Origin of the sequence: Mycobacterium sp. (assembly GCF_040509115.1) — a bacterium.
Taxonomy (GTDB): Bacteria; Actinomycetota; Actinomycetes; order Mycobacteriales; family Mycobacteriaceae; genus Mycobacterium.
This window is the reverse complement of the sequence record NZ_JBEVLO010000290.1, coordinates 1-15,287: the sequence shown is the minus strand read 5'-3', so window position 1 is coordinate 15,287 and position 15,287 is coordinate 1. Positions and strand designations below refer to the sequence as shown.

Sequence of the window (15,287 nt, the reverse complement as noted above, 5' to 3'; positions counted from 1 at the left end):
CGGCTTTCGCCGCGCCGCCCGTCCGGTGCGGATCAGTAGTCGAACTGGCCGACGTTCTCGGTGGTGATCAGCAACGGATCACCGAGCACCAGGGTCTTGCTGGCCTCGTCCCACTTCACGGCGGTCATCTCGTCGTTGACCTTGTTGGTCGGCTCGAATGCCTTGCCGCTGGCGACCTGCTGGCCGGCCCACGCCGTCAGGTAGCCGAGGTTTGCCACGTTCCACAGGATCGAGCCCGACGAGGAACCGTCAGCCAGGTACGGCGCCATGGACTTTGGCGTCCCGACGCCGACGGTGAAGACCTGGCCGATCTTGCCCGCGTCCTTGACGGCCTGCGCGACGCCGACCGCAGAGGTCGTGCACTGCCCCAGCAGACCCTTGAGGTCGGGATGTGCGCTCATCAGATCGGTGGACATCTGCGTGCCCTTGGCCTGATCCTCGCCGGAGTACACGACGTCGACCAGCTCCGCCTCGGGGTACTTCTCCGACACGTAGGCCTTCTCGGCGGCGATCCACGAGTTCAAGTTCTCGGCCGTCTCGCCGCAGGACACGATGGCCCACTTGCCCTTTCCGCCCATCGCCTTCATCAGGGTCTCTGCGGTGGTGGTGCCGATCCCCTCGGCAGTGGCCTGGTTGATGAACGCCTCGCGCACGGAGTTCGGCGCATCGGTGTCGGCGGTGAGGACCTTGATGCCGGCATCCTGGGCCTGCTTCATCAGCGGCGCCATCGAGTCGGGATCGTTGGGTGCCACCACGAGCACGTCGACCTTCTGCTGGATGAAGGATCGGACGATCTGCGCCTGGGCGGCCGCGTCGGCCGAGGTGGGTCCCTGGTACAGCCACTCGATGTCACCGAGATCGGCCGCGGCCTTCTTGGCGCCGGTGTCCATCGCCTCGAAGTACGGCGATCCCTGCAGCTTCGGCACGAACGCGACCTTGATCTTGTCGCCTGATGCTCCTTCGCTCTGCGATGCACTGGCACCGCCCGAGGTCGATGGAGCGGCCTCTTCGTTCTTCTTGGTACAGCCGCCGGTAACCATCGCGATGGCCAACGCCACGCTGATCGCACCGACTACACGTTGGGAAATCGCCATCGATTCATCCTTCGGCCCGGGCTGAGAATCACGCGCCCACGCCACGTCGACGTCGACTACGTGCACCTCGCCCGAGACCTACCCGGGCAGGCGAACACCCGACGCGTGCGTTTCATATATCGAACTCACCGTCGAGTGATGAAACACACACTAAGCACCTGATTAAGGCGTTGTCAACAACGTCCGCTCACCGTGTTCCGCCTCCCGCCAAGACGAAAGACCATGCGGCGTTGCGGTCTTCGACGACGACGGATCCATTACTCTCAGTCGGATGGCGGACCCTGGGGTCGAGGCACACGACTCTCCGGCGCGTGGCGGGCGCGTTCCGGCCCTGACTCGCGCGGCGGCCGTCCTCCAATCGATCAGCGACGCCGACCGACCCATGACCCTGGCCGAGCTAACTGATCTCACGGGCTTTCCCAAGAGCAGCGTGATGGGAATCTGTCACGCCCTGGCGGACGAACTCCTGCTGGCCCGTGGCGTCGACGGCACCTATGCCCTGGGCTCGCGTGTCTTCGAGTTGGCATCGACGGCGCGCGTGCAAAGCTGGCCGCTTCATGACATCGGGTTCAGCTACCCCGTCGACGAGAGCTTCTTCGTCGCCGAGATCGGGGCGCTCCACGGCGAAGCCGACCGACTCGGCGCGCGACTGCACGTGCACACCGCCAAGGAAGATAGGGGGAATCAATCCCGGCAGATCCTCGAATTCGTCAGCGCCGGTTTGGATCTGATTCTCGTCGAGCCGGTGGCCTCGGAAGGCCTTGAGGAGGCATGCGCACGGGCCAGGGCCGCCCGCATACCGGTGGTGGCCATCGGCTCGGCGGTCAGCGGCGCCGACGCGTTCGTCGCGACCGACAACACGAAGGCGGGTTTCCTTGCGGGCTCCGCATTGGCGACGGCACTGAGGGGGCGCGGTCGCGTCGCCGTGGTCGGCGGCATCCCGATCACCGCCAATGCCGACCGAATAGCAGGCTTTCTCGCCGCGATCGCCCCGCATCCCGACGTGAAGGTGGCCGCCACCAGCTACGGCCAACTGGACGCCCGCTCGGGGCAGCGCGCCGCCAGGGAGATCCTCGCGGCCAACGCCGGGATCGATGGCTTCTTCGCCGCCAACGATCAGATCGCCATCGGCATCTCGCGCGTCTTGCGCGGTCGCCGACTGCACGTACCGATCGTCGGCGTCGACGGCGCCAGAAACGCCGTCGAGGAGATCCGCGCCAACGGACCGATCATCGCCACCGCTACTCAGGACCCGGCCGCCCTGGTGCGGGCGGCGATGGACATCGGCATCGCCCTACACAGCGGTGCGTACGTCGCCAGGCCGTCCCGATACCTCGCGCCCCGGTTGATCGACGTCCACAACGCCGCGGAGTACGAACCATGGGGATAGCCGGACCACGCACCCCCGCCGTCCATCGCGGCGTTCGCGTGCTCGATGCCGTCTCGGCGGGCACCGCCCGCACGCCCGCCGCTCTGATCGGGAAGCTCGGACTGCCCAAGAGTTCGATCTCCGATCTGCTGAGCACCCTCGAGGACGTCGGATTCATCGCCCGCGGGACGGACGGAGGCCTGCACGCGGGCGCGCGATGGTCTGCACTGTCCGACCCCGACGCGTTGGCGCACAACCTGTTTCGCGCCTGCGCGACACCCGATCTCGAAGGGCACACGGTCTCGCTAGTTCGACTCTTCGGCAATCAGGTGGTCTTCGTCGACGTGCACCTCGGCAGGCTGCCGCTGCCACTCACGCCGCGGCCCGGCCAACGCGCCAACGCGGCCGCCTGCGCCGGCGCGTCCGCAATCCTGACCTCGATGCCGTCCGGCGAGGCGGCGGACGCGGTCTGGGCGGTGGCCGCTCACCTCGGGCTCACCGCCGAGGAGGTGCACCTCTGCCTGCACTTGCGGCACGCGCGGAAGCGGAAGGTCTACGAGTCCTCGTCCCCACCCATGGGCCGCCAGCTCGCCTGCTCGGTGGCGGGCACCCGGTACGCGCTCACCCTGCACGTCCCCGACCGGTGGCCGGAGCCCACGACCCGCAAGGCCGCCCGCGCCCTGCACGCGGCGGCCAACGACTTCTGACGTTCAGGCGATCCGAACGTCCTGGCGTTTCAGCTCCGCCTGCACCGCGGAGACGTCCACGTCGTCCAGCGACCGGGCGGTGCGGATGGAGAGTGCCGCCGCCACCCCCGCACCTTGGCCGGTGACCGCGCAGCAGGACATGTTCCTGGTCGCTGCGTGTGCGATCCGATCCCCGCCGGTGGCCCGCCCCGCGACGATCAGATGGCGGACCGCCTTCGGCAGCAGCGACCGGTACGGGATCTGCAGATAGCGGCCCGTCGTCGGCAGTACCAGGACGCCGTACCCGTCGATGAACTCGGGGTAGATGCCGATGCTGTCGGTGAACCGGCCCTGGTCGCGCACGTCGCCCTCGGTGAGGTTGTAGACGGCGTCGATCTTGCGGGTGTCGCGGATCCCGATGGTCATGCCGAAGTTGCGAAGCCGGGCGGTCGAGCAGCCCGGTGTGTACCGGCGCAACGCCTCGATCGCGAGCATCGCCTGCCTGCGCCCCTCGATCTCGAACCGGGTGAGGCTGTCGGGATCGGTGCCGTCGCAACCGGCAAGGTGGACCAGGTTCATGTAGGTGAGCTCGCCGGTGTCGTGCATGGCACCCCACGTACCGCCGATCGTGTTCAGGTCGGCGGGGAGCACGCCATCGGCGATGGCCTTCGCGAACGGCTTGCCGAGATACGGCGAGTAGAGGTCGGCGTCCTTCTCGTCGGTATCGGCGGCGGCGAATTCACCCGCCGCCCAATCGCGGTAGGTCTGCGGATCCTCGGCCACCCCCTTGAGAAAGGCCTTCTTGTCCACGCCGGCCAGGTGGAACATCACCGAGGCCGCCATCATCTCCTCGACGGGCGTGTGGTCTACCGGCGCACCCGCCCGCGTCGCCACGTCGGCGTCCCCGGTGGCGTCGACGACCCGCTTGGCCAGGATCGCCTCCCGACCGGCCTTGGACTCGGTGACGATGCCGATGATCTCGTCGCCGTCCATCAGGGGTGCTACGAACTGCCGGTGCAGCATCGCGTGGATGCCCGCCTCCTCGACCAGCCGGTCGGCCACCAGTTTGAAGCCCTCGGAGTCGAGTTCGTAGGACAGCGACTGACTTTCGGGCACCGCCGCACCCATCGCCTTGGCGCGTTCCTCGAACTCCCACCCGATGCCGCCGGCCTCCACCGTCTGCTCGCGGCGGTACCACGCGAAGCCCTCGACGCCGACGGTGGTGATGTTGCCGCCGAAGCACCCGAACCGTTCGACCAGAGCCACGCTGACGCCGGCGCGAGCCGCGGCCAGCGCCGCCGCGAGACCGCCGGGACCGGATCCGACGACCAGCACGTCGGTCTCGTGGATCACGTCGATCTCGCGGCTCGGTTCGGTGACGGTGCGAGGGTGCGCAGGCATGGAGCGGAATCCTAGACCCCGCAGGTGGCCATCAGCCGACACCCGGTAACGCACAATCGAGCGATGCGACTGGCGGCGGTGAGAGGTGCCGCCAGGCGAATCCTCGTCGACTCCGATCCCGGCAGGTTGCGCCTGCGCAGCGCCGCGACGACCACGCTGGCCCTCGTCGTGGCCATGGTCGCGCTGCTCGCCTTCACCCGCGTCGCCCATCAGCCGATCACGGTGGCCATGCTGGGCACGATCGTCGCAATGCAGTCCTCGGCCGCGGTGAAGGACAAGCTGCAGCACAGTCGAATCGTCACGACGCTGCTGCTCTTCTTCCCTGCCGTCGGAGCGGTGTCGCTGGCCTCGGTCCTCTCCCAGTTCGGCAAGGTCGCCGACGTCGGTTTCATCGCCGTGCTGTTCGGCGCCGTCTGGGTGCGGCGGTTCGGTCCACGTGGCAACGCGCTGGGAATGGTCGCGTTCATCTCGTACTTCTTCGCGTTGTTCCTGCGCGCCTCGCCCGGACAGATACCGATCCTCGGCGTGGCGATCACCGTGGGATTGGCCGCCACCCTTGCGGTGCGCACGCTGGTCTTCCCCGACCGACCTCGGGTCGAGGTGCGCCGCCTCGTCCGTGCCCTGCGCGGGGCGTCGAGCTCGGTGCTGCAGGTCGCGACCGTTCGCAACGACCACGACCTGACCGCACTGCGGCGCCGCCTGGACCGCTTGGGTGAGACGGCGCTGATGATCGACGACTGGCTCGATCGCTACGACGCGGCGCAGTCCTTGAGCGTCACCAGCGAAGACCTCGCGATGCGAATCTTCGACGCCCAGATCGCCATGGAACAGCTGGCGAGCCTGTTGTGGTCACTCGACCCGGCGATGGAGTGGCCGAGCGGCCTCGTCGACGCGGTCGCCGCCGTGCAGATCTGCCTGCACCAGCATCCCTCCGACGACGAGCTTCGCATCGCACGCAAACACGCCGGCGCGGCCGCCGACCGCGCGGACCTGTCGACCGCGCAGGGCGTCGCGACGGTGACCGCGTATCGGGTGGTGCAGGCGCACCTGGCGATTCACCACATCACCACGAACGCGCTGGGCGCCACCGCCGCGAAGCCCGAACCCGAGCCATCCCCCGCGGAGGAAAAGCCCGGGCTCAATCCCAGCACCAAGGCCGCGATCCAAGTGGCGGTTGCCACCAGCGCAGCCACGATCCTTGGCGAACTGATCTCGCCCGATCGCTGGTACTGGGCCGTGCTCACGGCGTTCCTGGTCTTCACCGGCGTATCGACGCGGGGCGAGATCCTCACCCGTGCCGGACATCGGCTCGTCGGAACCATCGCAGGCGTGGTGGCAGGCGTGTTGCTCGCCGCGGTGGTCGGCGCGCGGCCGCCGCTGCAGATCACCCTGTTGGTGGTGTGCGTCTTCTGCGCGTTCTACCTGGTCAAGGTCGCCTACGCGTGGCTGACGTTCTTCGTGACGGTGCTGTTGGCGATGTTGTACGGATTGCTCGGGGACTTCAGCATCCACGTTCTCGAGCTGCGCATCGCCGAGACCGCGGCAGGCGGACTCGTCGGCATCGCCTCGGCCTACTTCATCTTCTCGACGGGGACGCGGGCCACCCTGGTCGAGAACGTGGACGACTACCTCGACCGGCTGATCGAGCTGATCGACGCAGCCGTCGATGCGGTGGCCACCCCCGGCGGTGAGACCGACCTGGTCGCCGAGACCCGACGCCTCGACAACGCGCTGCAGAGCGTGATCACGGCAGGCAAGCCGCTGGAGATCGGACCCGCGGTGCGAAGCCGCCGCGGTGTCCGGCGTCTGGTGCGAGGGCTGCAGGTGAGCAACAGGTCGGCGCACGCCCTGGCGCGGGCAGGCGTGAACGCCTCCAGGGCCGACCCCGACACCGCTCCCCCGCAGGCAACGACCGCCGCGCTCCGTGATGCCGCCGCGCACGTCTGCGCCACCATCGAGGCCGTGAAGCAGGTCGTCACCGGAGCCGGCGTCGACCTGCCAGACCAGGCGACCGGGGCCTTGATCCTCGGGGTCACGGGGACGTCGGACATCCCGCCTGGGCCCGTTCGCGGCGCCCTGCGGGCCTTGAGCAATCTGGACCGCGCTCTCGTCGACGTCACCTCACGCGTCTGACGACGCCCCATCGGGGGCTTCTTCTTGGGATCGGTAGCTGCGGCGGCTCGATCTACTCGTGTCACCCGCCGCCGGAGGCGGCAAGACCGACACCCGCCGCCGGAGGCGGCAAGACCCAGAGCAGCGAAGGGAGCCCGTCATGAAGATCACGCTCCGGGGACAGATGACCGGCCTCTACGCCTTGAAGCCGTGGTTCACCCGACGCCTCGTCCCAATCGTGACCGCCGCTGCCACCCGGGGTGTGTCGCCAGACGTGTTCACCGCGGCCGGCGTGGCTGCCGCCGCTGCGGCCGGCGCCGCGGTCGCCTTCGGCTGTTGGCCGCTCGCCGCGCTGTTCATGGTGCTGCGGCTGGCAGGTGCCAACCTCGACGGTGCCGTGGCTCGCGCCCGTGGGGTGAGCAGGCCGTGGGGATTCGTCGTCAACGAGATCGGCGACCGCAGTGCTGATCTGCTGGCCTTCGCGGGCCTGGCGGTGTGGGCAGCGCGGCAGCACGGACCCGGACTCGACTGGCTGTCGTGGCCGGTGCTTCAGGTGCTGGTGGCCGCGCTCGCCGCGACCCTGCCGACGTTCACGTCGTTGGCCGCGGCCGCCGCAGGCGCGACCCGACGCAACGGCGGTCCGCTCGGCAAGACCGAACGTTGCGTGTTCGTGGTGCTGGCCACGGCCGTCCCCGCCCTCATGCCCGTGCTGCTGGTGCAACTGGTCAACGGCTCCCTGATCACCGCCGCCTTGCGGCTGCGGGCCGCGCACCGCGAGGTCAAGGCGCTACCGAAACCCTTGGCGGACAGTGCCCGCGTGGTACCGATCACCGGACCGATCCGGGTGGGTGGGGTGGCGGCATGACCACGAATCGGATCCCGAGTCTGCTCAGGCACTGGCTGTGGCGAATGGTGTGCGCCGTCTCGGGCGGGCTCACCGTCGACGGCCGCTTGGGCACCAGGGGCGGTTGCGTCGTCGTAGCCAACCACTCCTCGCACGCCGACACCGCGGCGCTGCTGGCGACGCTTCCGCCCTCGGCCCGGCCCGTGTTCGGTGCCGCCGCCGACTACTGGTTCGACGTCCCGGTGCGGCGCTTCGTCGCCTCCTCGCTCGCGGGGGTGTTGCCGGTGCGGCGGTCGGGTGCCGGTGGCTACGCCGCGCTGCTCGCGGCGGCCGGCCCCGCGCTGCGAGCCGGACGCACCGTCGTGCTCTACCCGGAGGGCACCCGCTCGACCGATGGTGTGATTGGGGAGTTCCGTTCCGGTGCAGTGCGTTTGGCTCGTGAGTGCGGCGTGCCGATCGTGCCGGTGGCGGTGATGGGCACCGCTGACGTCCTTCCCAAGGACGGCCGCTTCTCCCCCGCGCCGATGCGGGTCTCCGTTGGCGCGCCACTCGATCCGCACGGCATCACGGCAGCTGGATTGCGGGCGCACGTGCTCGCGCTGCGCGACGAGGCCAGCGTCGTCGCGGCCAATGCGGCTTCCCATGGGCTTCCGGTTCCGGCACGGGCGGCCTGAGACCATGCTCATCGACTGGTACCTGTCGCTGCTTCACCGCGACCGGCGCATGTCACTCGACGTCGACCTCGGTCCGCTGCACGTGCATCTTCACTCGCGAGCCGTGTTCTTCATGTGGGTCGTAGTGGCTCTCCTGGCGGTCGCAGGCATCGTCGTCCTCGTCTCCCGCAGAAGGGAATTGATCCAGAAGTGGCGCACCTGGGTGCTCATCGCACCCGCCGTCGGCATCCCGGTCTGGATCGGTCCCGGCGCCACCGCCGTGCTGGCGGCGGCTCTCGCCGTCGTCGCGGTGCTCGAGTACGCAAGACTGGTTTCGCTCAGCAGGATCGACGCCTACGTGCTCCTGGCCCTGGCCGCGCTGTACCCGGTTGGCGCATGGCTGCGCCCGTCGCTGTTGCAGCTCGCCCCGGCCGTCGTGCTGCTGTGCGCGCTGCCATCGGTACTGAGCGGTGACGTCGAGAACGGTCCCAGGCGAACCGCTTTCACGGCCTTCGGGTCGGTGTGGATCTGCTGGTCCCTGTCGTATCTCGTCATGGTCTGGCCCGACACGTTCCTGCTGTGCTTCGCCGTCGCGGCCACCGACGTCGCCGCGTGGTGCGGCGGAAGGGGCTTGCGCCGCCTGGCATGGGCACGCAGGCCCCTATCTCCCCTGAGTCCCAACAAGACGGTCGGCGGGATGGTTGGCGCAGTCGTCGGGGCGTTCGTGATCCTCACCCTCCTCGGCACGATGTCCATCGGCCTGCTCGTCGCCGTCTCCCTGGGTGGCGTCTTCGGCGATCTGCTGGAGTCGATGCTCAAACGTCAGGCGCGGGTCAAGGACGCCGGCGACTGGCTCCCAGGGTTCGGCGGCCTTCTCGACCGGATCGACTCGCTCTTGCCCGTCCTCCCACTGGCCTACTTCCTCGGATGAGAAACGACATGAATCCTCCTTCACCGCCCACCGTTCCGTTGCGCTCCGTGGTTCCGTTCGGCTCGTCTACCCGGCCGACGATGCGCCTGGCCTGCAGCACGATCACGATCGGTCGGTCTGCGTGCAACGACATCGTGGTGCCGGACGTATTGACCTCGCGCCAACACGCCACGTTGGTGACGACGGACCAGGGCGCTCACCTCCAGAACACCGACCGCATCAACCGCACCTTCGTCAACGGCGAACGGATCAGCGATGCGGCGCTCGTCGACGGCGACGTCGTCACGATGGGCAACGTCGACTTCGTGTTCACCCGTGGCCGCTTGATGCCGCCCGCCCCGGCTGCGGCCAGAACCGGCGGCCTGGAGGTCGAGGACGTCAGCCTCGCCGTCGATCGCCACGAGGTGCTGCTGGACCGGGTGTCGTTCACCGCGCGTCCCGGAACGCTGACGGCGGTGATCGGACCGTCCGGCGCGGGTAAGTCCACGCTCGTCGACGTGATCGCAGGTACCACGCGACCGACCGGCGGAACGGTGTCGTTCGAGGGCCGTGATCTCAATGCCGCGTACGCCGCACTGCGTAGCCGGATCGGCGTGGTGCCCCAGGACGACGTCGTGCACGGAAAGCTCACCGTCGCACAGGCGCTCGACTTCGCTGCGGAACTTCGCATGCCCGTCGACACCACCGGAGACGATCGCAGGCGGGTCATCACGCAGGTTCTTGGCGAACTCGAGCTGACCGCGCACGCCGCGACCCGCATCGACAACCTGTCGGGTGGACAGCGCAAGCGGGTCTCGATGGCCGTGGAACTGCTGACCAGCCCCACGATGCTCGTGCTTGACGAGCCGACGACGGGGCTGGATCCCGCGCTGGACCGGGCGGTGATGGCCATGCTGCGCAGGCTCGCCGACGCGGGTCGCGTGATGGTGGTGGTGACGCACTCGTTGACGTTCCTCGACCTCTGCGATCAGGTTCTGCTGCTCGCACCGGGCGGCAGGACCGCGTATTGCGGCCCGCCATCGGGCCTCGGCGCGGCACTGGGTTCGACCGACTGGGCTGAGATCTTCACCGGTATCTCGGTGGATCCCGCTGGGGCTCAAAGGAAATTCTCCGAGTCGCGGCAGACCGGGGCCATCGCCCTGGGACGACCGGTGACCGCTCAAGCCCTCGACGCGGGGAAGCCGCCGCAGAGCGGGCTGTGGCGTCAGTTCTCGACGATCGCCCGTAGGCAACTGCGGCTCCTCGTGGCCGACCGGGGTTACGTCCTGTTCCTGGCCGTCCTGCCGTTCATCGTCGGACTGCTGCCTCTGACCGTGATCGGCGATGCAGGCTTCGGACACCCTCCCACCGATGGCTCCGCACCGTGGGAGCCGAGGCACGTCATCGCGTTGACGAGCTTCGCCGCCATCCTGATGGGAATCACGCTCACGGTGCGCACCCTGATCGGGGAACGCACCATCTTCGTGCGCGAGCAGCGGGCCGGATTGTCGGCGTCGGCCTATCTGCTGGCGAAGATGGCGGTGTTCGGCGCCGTCGCGGCGATCCAGTCGGCGATCCTCGTTCTGGTCGTCACGGCGCCCTGGATCGGCAAGCCCGGCCCCGCGGATGCGGCCGTGTTGGGCAACGCGACCCTGGAGCTACTGGCGGGCATCGTGGCGACGGCGGTTGCGGGAGCCGTTCTAGGGCTTGCGATTTCAGCACTGGCCCGGACCAGCGATCACGTCATCGTGCTGCTGGCGGCGACGCTGATGCTGCAACTGGTGCTCGCCGGCGGACTCATCCCGGTGACGGGACGCCCATTATTCGAGACGGTCGCGTGGTTGATGCCCGGCCGCTGGGGCTTCGCCGCCACCGCGTCTACGGCCGACCTGACCAACCTGGTCACCAGCATCGCGAACGACGCACACTGGCAGCACTCGGCATCGACGTGGCTGTTCGACGTGACCATGCTGGGAGCGCTTGCCGTCCTCTTCGCCGGTGTCACGCGGTGGCGGATTCGGCTCGGGAGATGACTCTCGACTCGATCACCACCCACCTCCGGCGAGGCACTCGAAGAAGTGGTCGGCGGCTTCGTGCACCCGGTCGGGGTCTGCACTGGAGAGCAGGTCGAGCAGGAGGCCGCGAATCGTCGCCATGACGAGGGTCGCCCTGCGGATGGCAACGTCGGGCTGGACGTCGGGCCCCTGCGCGCGGAGCAGCGTGTCCATCACCTCGGCACCGGCCAGTTCGAGGAACTCCGAGTACTGCGCTGGGTCTTGCAGGGCACTGCCATAGACGGCGAAGAACATCGCAAAAGTGGCCCGTCGCCGGGGATTCGAGCCCCAGGCCCACATGGCGCGTGCAGCCGTCACCAAATTTGGATGTTCCCCAGCCAGCTCGCCCGTACCCGCCGCGGTGCGCTCCCTCAGACGACCAATCACGGCCTGAACCATCTGTTCCTTCGTGCCGAAGTGATGCACGAGTGTCGTGGGTGCCACGCCGAGGCCCGAGGCGACCGTCCGCCACGTCAGATCCGAGAACCCGTACTCGGCCGCATAGTCGACCGCGGCGTCGAGAAGCTCGGCCCGCCGTTGGTGATCAACCGGCCGTCCGGCCATTGCGCATCCTCCGGGTTCGCGGGATTCGGAATTCCTTGTACAGTCGTTCTAGTAATTAGATCACGTCGTCAGGAGGGACGAGTCGCATCATGGGCGAAACCGCTACTACCGGCGCCCCACATCTCGTCGGAGCTGCCACGACCGTCCTCTCGGCGGGCCCCGTGCGACTGCGGGCGACCCCCGACCGCGGGGCGGATCTGGAGGTGAGGGTGTCGGCCCCGATGACGGGCCGCGACCTGCCGATCATCGTGTTCTCGCACGGCTACGGATCGTCGCTGCGGGCCTATGGGCCCCTTGCCGACCACTGGGCGGCCCGAGGATTCGTCGTCGTCCAGCCGACCCACCTCGACTCCCGCACTCTTGACCTCGCCCCCGACGATCCGCGCAGGCCGCGATTCCTCCAATTCCGGGTCGCGGACGTGATCAACGTCCTCGACAATCTGGACGTCCTCGCCGCGGCGGTGCCGCATCTCGACGGCCGGCTCGATCCGGAGCGCATCGCGGCGGCCGGCCATTCGTTCGGCGGGCAGACGACGGGCGTCCTCCTCGGCGCAACGGTCATCGACCAGGATGACGGAACTCGTTGGGGTGCTGCCGATTCACGCATCAAGGCCGGCGTGCTGCTGGCGACCGCGGGCACGGGGGGCAGCGACCTCGAGCCGTGGGCCGCCGAGCAGTTCCCCTACCTGAATCCCGATTTCGCCGGGCTGAGGACACCCACCCTCGTCGTCGCGGGGGATGCCGACGACAGCCCGCTGAGCACCAGGGGCCCGGACTGGTCGGCCGACCCCTTCCGCCTCAGCCCGGGGGCAAGGGCGCTGCTCACCGTGTTCGGCGCAGAACACTCGCTCGGCGGAATCCCCGGATACGAGGCGGCGGAGACAACGGACGAGGATCCGGCCCGCGTGGACCTGGTCCAGCGCGTCACGACGGCGTTCCTACGCAGCATCCTCGACGACGACGCCGCGGGCTGGAGCCGCATCCTGGCTCAGGTCCGCGACGAACGCCCCTCCATCGGAAGGATCGAATCCGCGTGAGTCTGAAAATCATTGGCCTGGAGGAACACCTATCGACCGAGGATGTCTTCGCCGCATGGCGGCGTCACGATCCGCACCTCCTCGACGATCCCGTGATGCGATGGTCGGTCGAGGGCAACGTCGCTGCCCCGCTCACCGACCTCGGCGAGGGCCGCCTGCGGGCAATGGACATCGCGGGCGTCGACGTGGCCGTGCTTTCGCTGACGACACCGGGCCTTCAGAATCTGCCCGCACCGGAAGCCGTTGCGCTGCAGGCACCCACCAACGACGTCATTGCCGACGCCGTACGCCGCAAACCCGACCGATTCCAGGGCTGGGCCACCCTCGCCACGTCCTCCCCCGCTGCGGCCGCCGCCGAACTCGGACGCGCGGTGACCGAGCTCGGGCTCAACGGCGCAATGCTGCACTCGCGCTCGGGAGACGAATTCCTCGACGCACCAAGGTATTGGGACATCTTCGAGGCAGCCGAACACCACCGGACGCCGCTCTACCTTCATCCGAGCATTCCACTGGGCGCGGTGAACGACGCCTACTATCACGGGTTCGGCATGTTGGGCACGGGTGCCATCGGGTGGCACTACCAAACCGGAATCGTGTTGATGCGCATGATCCTGGCAGGCGTCTTCGACAGGTTCCCCGACCTGCAGATCATCGTCGGGCACTGGGGGGAGGTGGTCTTGTTCTTCCTCGACCGCGCCGCCATCCTCGACGACGGCGCGCAGCTGCAGCGGCCGTTGCTCGACTACTTCCGACGCAACGTCTCCGTCACTCCGGGCGGCATCGCCAGCCATCGATACCTGAGCTGGGCCATCGAGGTGCTTGGCGTCGACCGCATCATGCATGGGACCGACTACCCCTTCAACGGCCCGCACGAATTCGCCGCAAGGGACTTCCTCGTCCACGCCCGGCTCGGTGAAGGGGACCGCGAGAAGATCGGCTCGACGACCTGGGAGCAGCTGACCGCGGGCATCCGCCGCTAGCCCCACCTCGACGACGTTGGCGTCGCTGGTTCGAACGCCCGGACCGGCCGGGCGGCGAATGGTCGCCGCGCGAACATGCATGGGCGTCCTCCACGCCCGCCGAGTTGCGTCCCCTCTGCCCCATTGAATGTCGACAGTAAACAACCGCCACAGATATGTTGACTGTCAACAGTTGATCGGTTAAAGTGGGCTTCGCAAACTTCGAGGTCCAAGACGGGATGGGCGCACTCGGGTTCCGCCGACGACGGACGCTCGCGCCGCCAGAGCCGGCTGCCGCCCGCGCACGTAATGCGCTGGCCAGAAAGACATTTCAGCCCGACCAAAGGGATTGCTCATGATGCCGAAGGCGTTGGACGCCTGTCGTGACGAGATCGCAAGGCAGCCGTTTCATGCGGCTTACCGGGTCGGCGAGACCCATCCGAACCCGTTCGGGCCGGAGTAACGGATGGCAGGCAACTCCACCCATCCCGGGCGGTCGGTAACCAGCAAGCTGTCGGCAATCCTGCTGGCGCTTTGCGACGGTGGCGAGCACACCCTGACCGAGATCGTAGGCGCTACCAATCTGCCCACCTCGACAGCTCATCGCCTCGTCCTGCAGATGATCGCCTGGCGTCTCATCGAGCGCAGCGAGGATCGCAGCTATCGAATCAGCTTCCCGGTGCGGATGATTGCGAGCGACTACTCCGCGCCTGAGGCCAGCTACGCACACACGGTCATGCGAGCGCTCCCGGTGCTGGCCGAACTCTCAGCGGCGACCCGCTGCCCGGCGCGGATAGCCACGTTGCGGGGTGCAGAAGTGTGCACGTTGCAGCCGCCTCCGAACCTGCCCACCGATCGCATGCACTCCGAGGGATTCCTCCACGCCGCCGTTCCGGCGCATGCGGCCGCCTCGGGCAAAGCGCTTCTCGCCTTCTCTCCGGCTGGCGTCGTCGACCGCCTCATCGCAGCGGGGTTGTCTGCCCACACCAGACGAACCATCACCTCACCCGAGATCCTCCGCCAGAATCTGGCGATGATCAGGGTGACGCAGATGGCGACCTCACAGCACGAGTTCGAATGCGACGAATCGGCTATCGCGTCTCCGATCTTTCATGGCAGCGGTCACGTCGCCGCAGCCATCGAAATCTCCGCCCGCGACTTGGACCGCGAACTGAAACCGGCCGCGACCGCTCTATGGGTTGCCTGCCGCAGTTTGTCGCGCCAACTGGCCACCGACTTACACCTGATGAGACCTACGGGCAGCCACATCACACGACCGCAGCGCACCACCCCGCCGGTGCGTTGCGATTAGTGGATGTGGCTGCCGCCGTTGATGTCGATGGTGGTGCCCGTCAGGTAGCTGGCGTCTTCGCTGGATAGGAAGGTGATCACGGCGGCGACTTCCTCGGTGCTGGCGGTGCGGCCGACGGGGATGCCCGCGGCCAGCGCGGCCTCGGACTCGTCGGTGGCGCCGACGCGGATGTTGGTGTCCACCGCGCCAGGGGTGACGGCGTTCACGGTCACGCCGGTGTCGGCGATCTCCCGTGCGAGTGACTTGGTGAAGCCCAGGATCGCGGCCTTGGCCGAGGAGTAGGGCACCTTGC

At 68.2% G+C, this 15,287-nt stretch carries 14 protein-coding genes; 10 read left to right on the top strand and 4 right to left on the bottom strand.

Going from position 1 to position 15,287, the window contains the following annotated elements; all coding sequences use genetic code 11:
• Positions 1 to 32 precede the first annotated feature (32 nt).
• Positions 33 to 1,094 carry an autoinducer 2 ABC transporter substrate-binding protein gene (locus tag ABW137_RS20170; RefSeq protein WP_526403210.1) on the bottom strand — a complete coding sequence of 354 codons (1,062 nt, stop codon included), beginning with the start codon at positions 1,092 to 1,094 and terminating at the stop codon, positions 33 to 35.
• 271 nt (positions 1,095 to 1,365) lie between these two features.
• On the opposite strand from ABW137_RS20170, the gene ABW137_RS20165 reads away from it, so the two are divergent.
• Both ABW137_RS20165 and ABW137_RS20160 read left to right on the top strand, forming a co-directional pair.
• Entirely contained in the window at positions 1,366 to 2,484 is a 1,119-nt protein-coding gene (locus ABW137_RS20165) for a substrate-binding domain-containing protein (RefSeq protein WP_526403209.1), read from the top strand.
• Complete coding sequence (locus ABW137_RS20160) at positions 2,475 to 3,170, top strand: helix-turn-helix domain-containing protein (protein ID WP_526403208.1); 696 nt, start codon at positions 2,475 to 2,477, stop codon at positions 3,168 to 3,170. The genes ABW137_RS20165 and ABW137_RS20160 overlap by 10 nt, the downstream gene beginning before the upstream one ends.
• 3 nt (positions 3,171 to 3,173) lie before the next feature.
• On the opposite strand, the gene ABW137_RS20155 is transcribed toward ABW137_RS20160, so the two are convergent.
• On the bottom strand, positions 3,174 to 4,550 hold the full coding sequence (locus ABW137_RS20155; RefSeq protein ID WP_526403207.1) for an FAD-dependent oxidoreductase: 1,377 nt from the start codon (positions 4,548 to 4,550) through the stop codon (positions 3,174 to 3,176).
• Positions 4,551 to 4,613: 63 nt separating this feature from the next.
• On the opposite strand from ABW137_RS20155, the gene ABW137_RS20150 reads away from it, so the two are divergent.
• The 5 genes from ABW137_RS20150 (at position 4,614) to ABW137_RS20130 (ending at position 11,102) form a co-directional block, all read left to right on the top strand.
• Positions 4,614 to 6,683 (top strand): FUSC family protein, encoded by a 2,070-nt coding sequence (locus ABW137_RS20150; RefSeq protein WP_526403206.1) that lies wholly within the window; start codon positions 4,614 to 4,616, stop codon positions 6,681 to 6,683.
• A 139-nt stretch (positions 6,684 to 6,822) separates the two neighbouring features.
• Complete coding sequence (locus tag ABW137_RS20145) at positions 6,823 to 7,527, top strand: CDP-alcohol phosphatidyltransferase family protein (RefSeq protein ID WP_526403205.1); 705 nt, start codon at positions 6,823 to 6,825, stop codon at positions 7,525 to 7,527.
• Positions 7,524 to 8,180 carry a lysophospholipid acyltransferase family protein gene (locus tag ABW137_RS20140; RefSeq protein WP_526403204.1) on the top strand — a complete coding sequence of 219 codons (657 nt, stop codon included), beginning with the start codon at positions 7,524 to 7,526 and terminating at the stop codon, positions 8,178 to 8,180. The genes ABW137_RS20145 and ABW137_RS20140 overlap by 4 nt, the downstream gene beginning before the upstream one ends.
• 4 nt (positions 8,181 to 8,184) lie before the next feature.
• Positions 8,185 to 9,090 (top strand): phosphatidate cytidylyltransferase, encoded by a 906-nt coding sequence (locus ABW137_RS20135; protein ID WP_526403203.1) that lies wholly within the window; start codon positions 8,185 to 8,187, stop codon positions 9,088 to 9,090.
• Positions 9,091 to 9,098: 8 nt separating this feature from the next.
• A complete protein-coding gene (locus tag ABW137_RS20130) occupies positions 9,099 to 11,102 on the top strand; it encodes an ATP-binding cassette domain-containing protein (protein ID WP_526403202.1) in 2,004 nt (667 codons plus the stop codon).
• 12 nt (positions 11,103 to 11,114) lie between these two features.
• Here ABW137_RS20130 and ABW137_RS20125 read toward each other — a convergent pair whose 3' ends face one another.
• Positions 11,115 to 11,687 (bottom strand): TetR/AcrR family transcriptional regulator, encoded by a 573-nt coding sequence (locus tag ABW137_RS20125; RefSeq protein WP_526403201.1) that lies wholly within the window; start codon positions 11,685 to 11,687, stop codon positions 11,115 to 11,117.
• An 89-nt stretch (positions 11,688 to 11,776) separates the two neighbouring features.
• Between ABW137_RS20125 and ABW137_RS20120 the strand changes: the two genes are divergently transcribed.
• From ABW137_RS20120 to ABW137_RS20110, 3 genes are all read left to right on the top strand, one after another.
• A complete protein-coding gene (locus tag ABW137_RS20120) occupies positions 11,777 to 12,724 on the top strand; it encodes an alpha/beta hydrolase family protein (RefSeq protein ID WP_526403200.1) in 948 nt (315 codons plus the stop codon).
• Positions 12,721 to 13,704: an amidohydrolase family protein gene (locus tag ABW137_RS20115; protein WP_526403199.1), complete on the top strand. Its 984-nt coding sequence runs from the start codon at positions 12,721 to 12,723 to the stop codon at positions 13,702 to 13,704. The genes ABW137_RS20120 and ABW137_RS20115 overlap by 4 nt, the downstream gene beginning before the upstream one ends.
• A 445-nt stretch (positions 13,705 to 14,149) precedes the next feature.
• Complete coding sequence (locus ABW137_RS20110) at positions 14,150 to 14,995, top strand: IclR family transcriptional regulator (protein WP_526403198.1); 846 nt, start codon at positions 14,150 to 14,152, stop codon at positions 14,993 to 14,995.
• On the opposite strand, the gene ABW137_RS20105 is transcribed toward ABW137_RS20110, so the two are convergent.
• A partial coding sequence (locus ABW137_RS20105; protein ID WP_526399779.1) for an SDR family NAD(P)-dependent oxidoreductase occupies positions 14,992 to 15,287 on the bottom strand: 296 nt, incomplete at its 5' end. The two genes, ABW137_RS20110 and ABW137_RS20105, sit on opposite strands and share 4 nt — an antisense overlap.

What these genes read in the sequence shown, in the direction of transcription:
- ABW137_RS20150 (WP_526403206.1), top strand. Translation starts at nt 4,614, where the DNA reads ATGCGACTGGCGGCGGTGAGAGGTGCCGCCAGGCGAATCCTCGTCGAC.
- ABW137_RS20110 (WP_526403198.1), top strand. Translation starts at nt 14,150, where the DNA reads ATGGCAGGCAACTCCACCCATCCCGGGCGGTCGGTAACCAGCAAGCTG.
- ABW137_RS20165 (WP_526403209.1), top strand. Translation starts at nt 1,366, where the DNA reads ATGGCGGACCCTGGGGTCGAGGCACACGACTCTCCGGCGCGTGGCGGG.
- ABW137_RS20155 (WP_526403207.1), bottom strand. Translation starts at nt 4,550, where the DNA reads ATGCCTGCGCACCCTCGCACCGTCACCGAACCGAGCCGCGAGATCGAC.
- ABW137_RS20170 (WP_526403210.1), bottom strand. Translation starts at nt 1,094, where the DNA reads ATGGCGATTTCCCAACGTGTAGTCGGTGCGATCAGCGTGGCGTTGGCC.
- ABW137_RS20125 (WP_526403201.1), bottom strand. Translation starts at nt 11,687, where the DNA reads ATGGCCGGACGGCCGGTTGATCACCAACGGCGGGCCGAGCTTCTCGAC.
- ABW137_RS20135 (WP_526403203.1), top strand. Translation starts at nt 8,185, where the DNA reads ATGCTCATCGACTGGTACCTGTCGCTGCTTCACCGCGACCGGCGCATG.
- ABW137_RS20130 (WP_526403202.1), top strand. Translation starts at nt 9,099, where the DNA reads ATGAATCCTCCTTCACCGCCCACCGTTCCGTTGCGCTCCGTGGTTCCG.
- ABW137_RS20120 (WP_526403200.1), top strand. Translation starts at nt 11,777, where the DNA reads ATGGGCGAAACCGCTACTACCGGCGCCCCACATCTCGTCGGAGCTGCC.
- ABW137_RS20160 (WP_526403208.1), top strand. Translation starts at nt 2,475, where the DNA reads ATGGGGATAGCCGGACCACGCACCCCCGCCGTCCATCGCGGCGTTCGC.
- ABW137_RS20140 (WP_526403204.1), top strand. Translation starts at nt 7,524, where the DNA reads ATGACCACGAATCGGATCCCGAGTCTGCTCAGGCACTGGCTGTGGCGA.
- ABW137_RS20145 (WP_526403205.1), top strand. Translation starts at nt 6,823, where the DNA reads ATGAAGATCACGCTCCGGGGACAGATGACCGGCCTCTACGCCTTGAAG.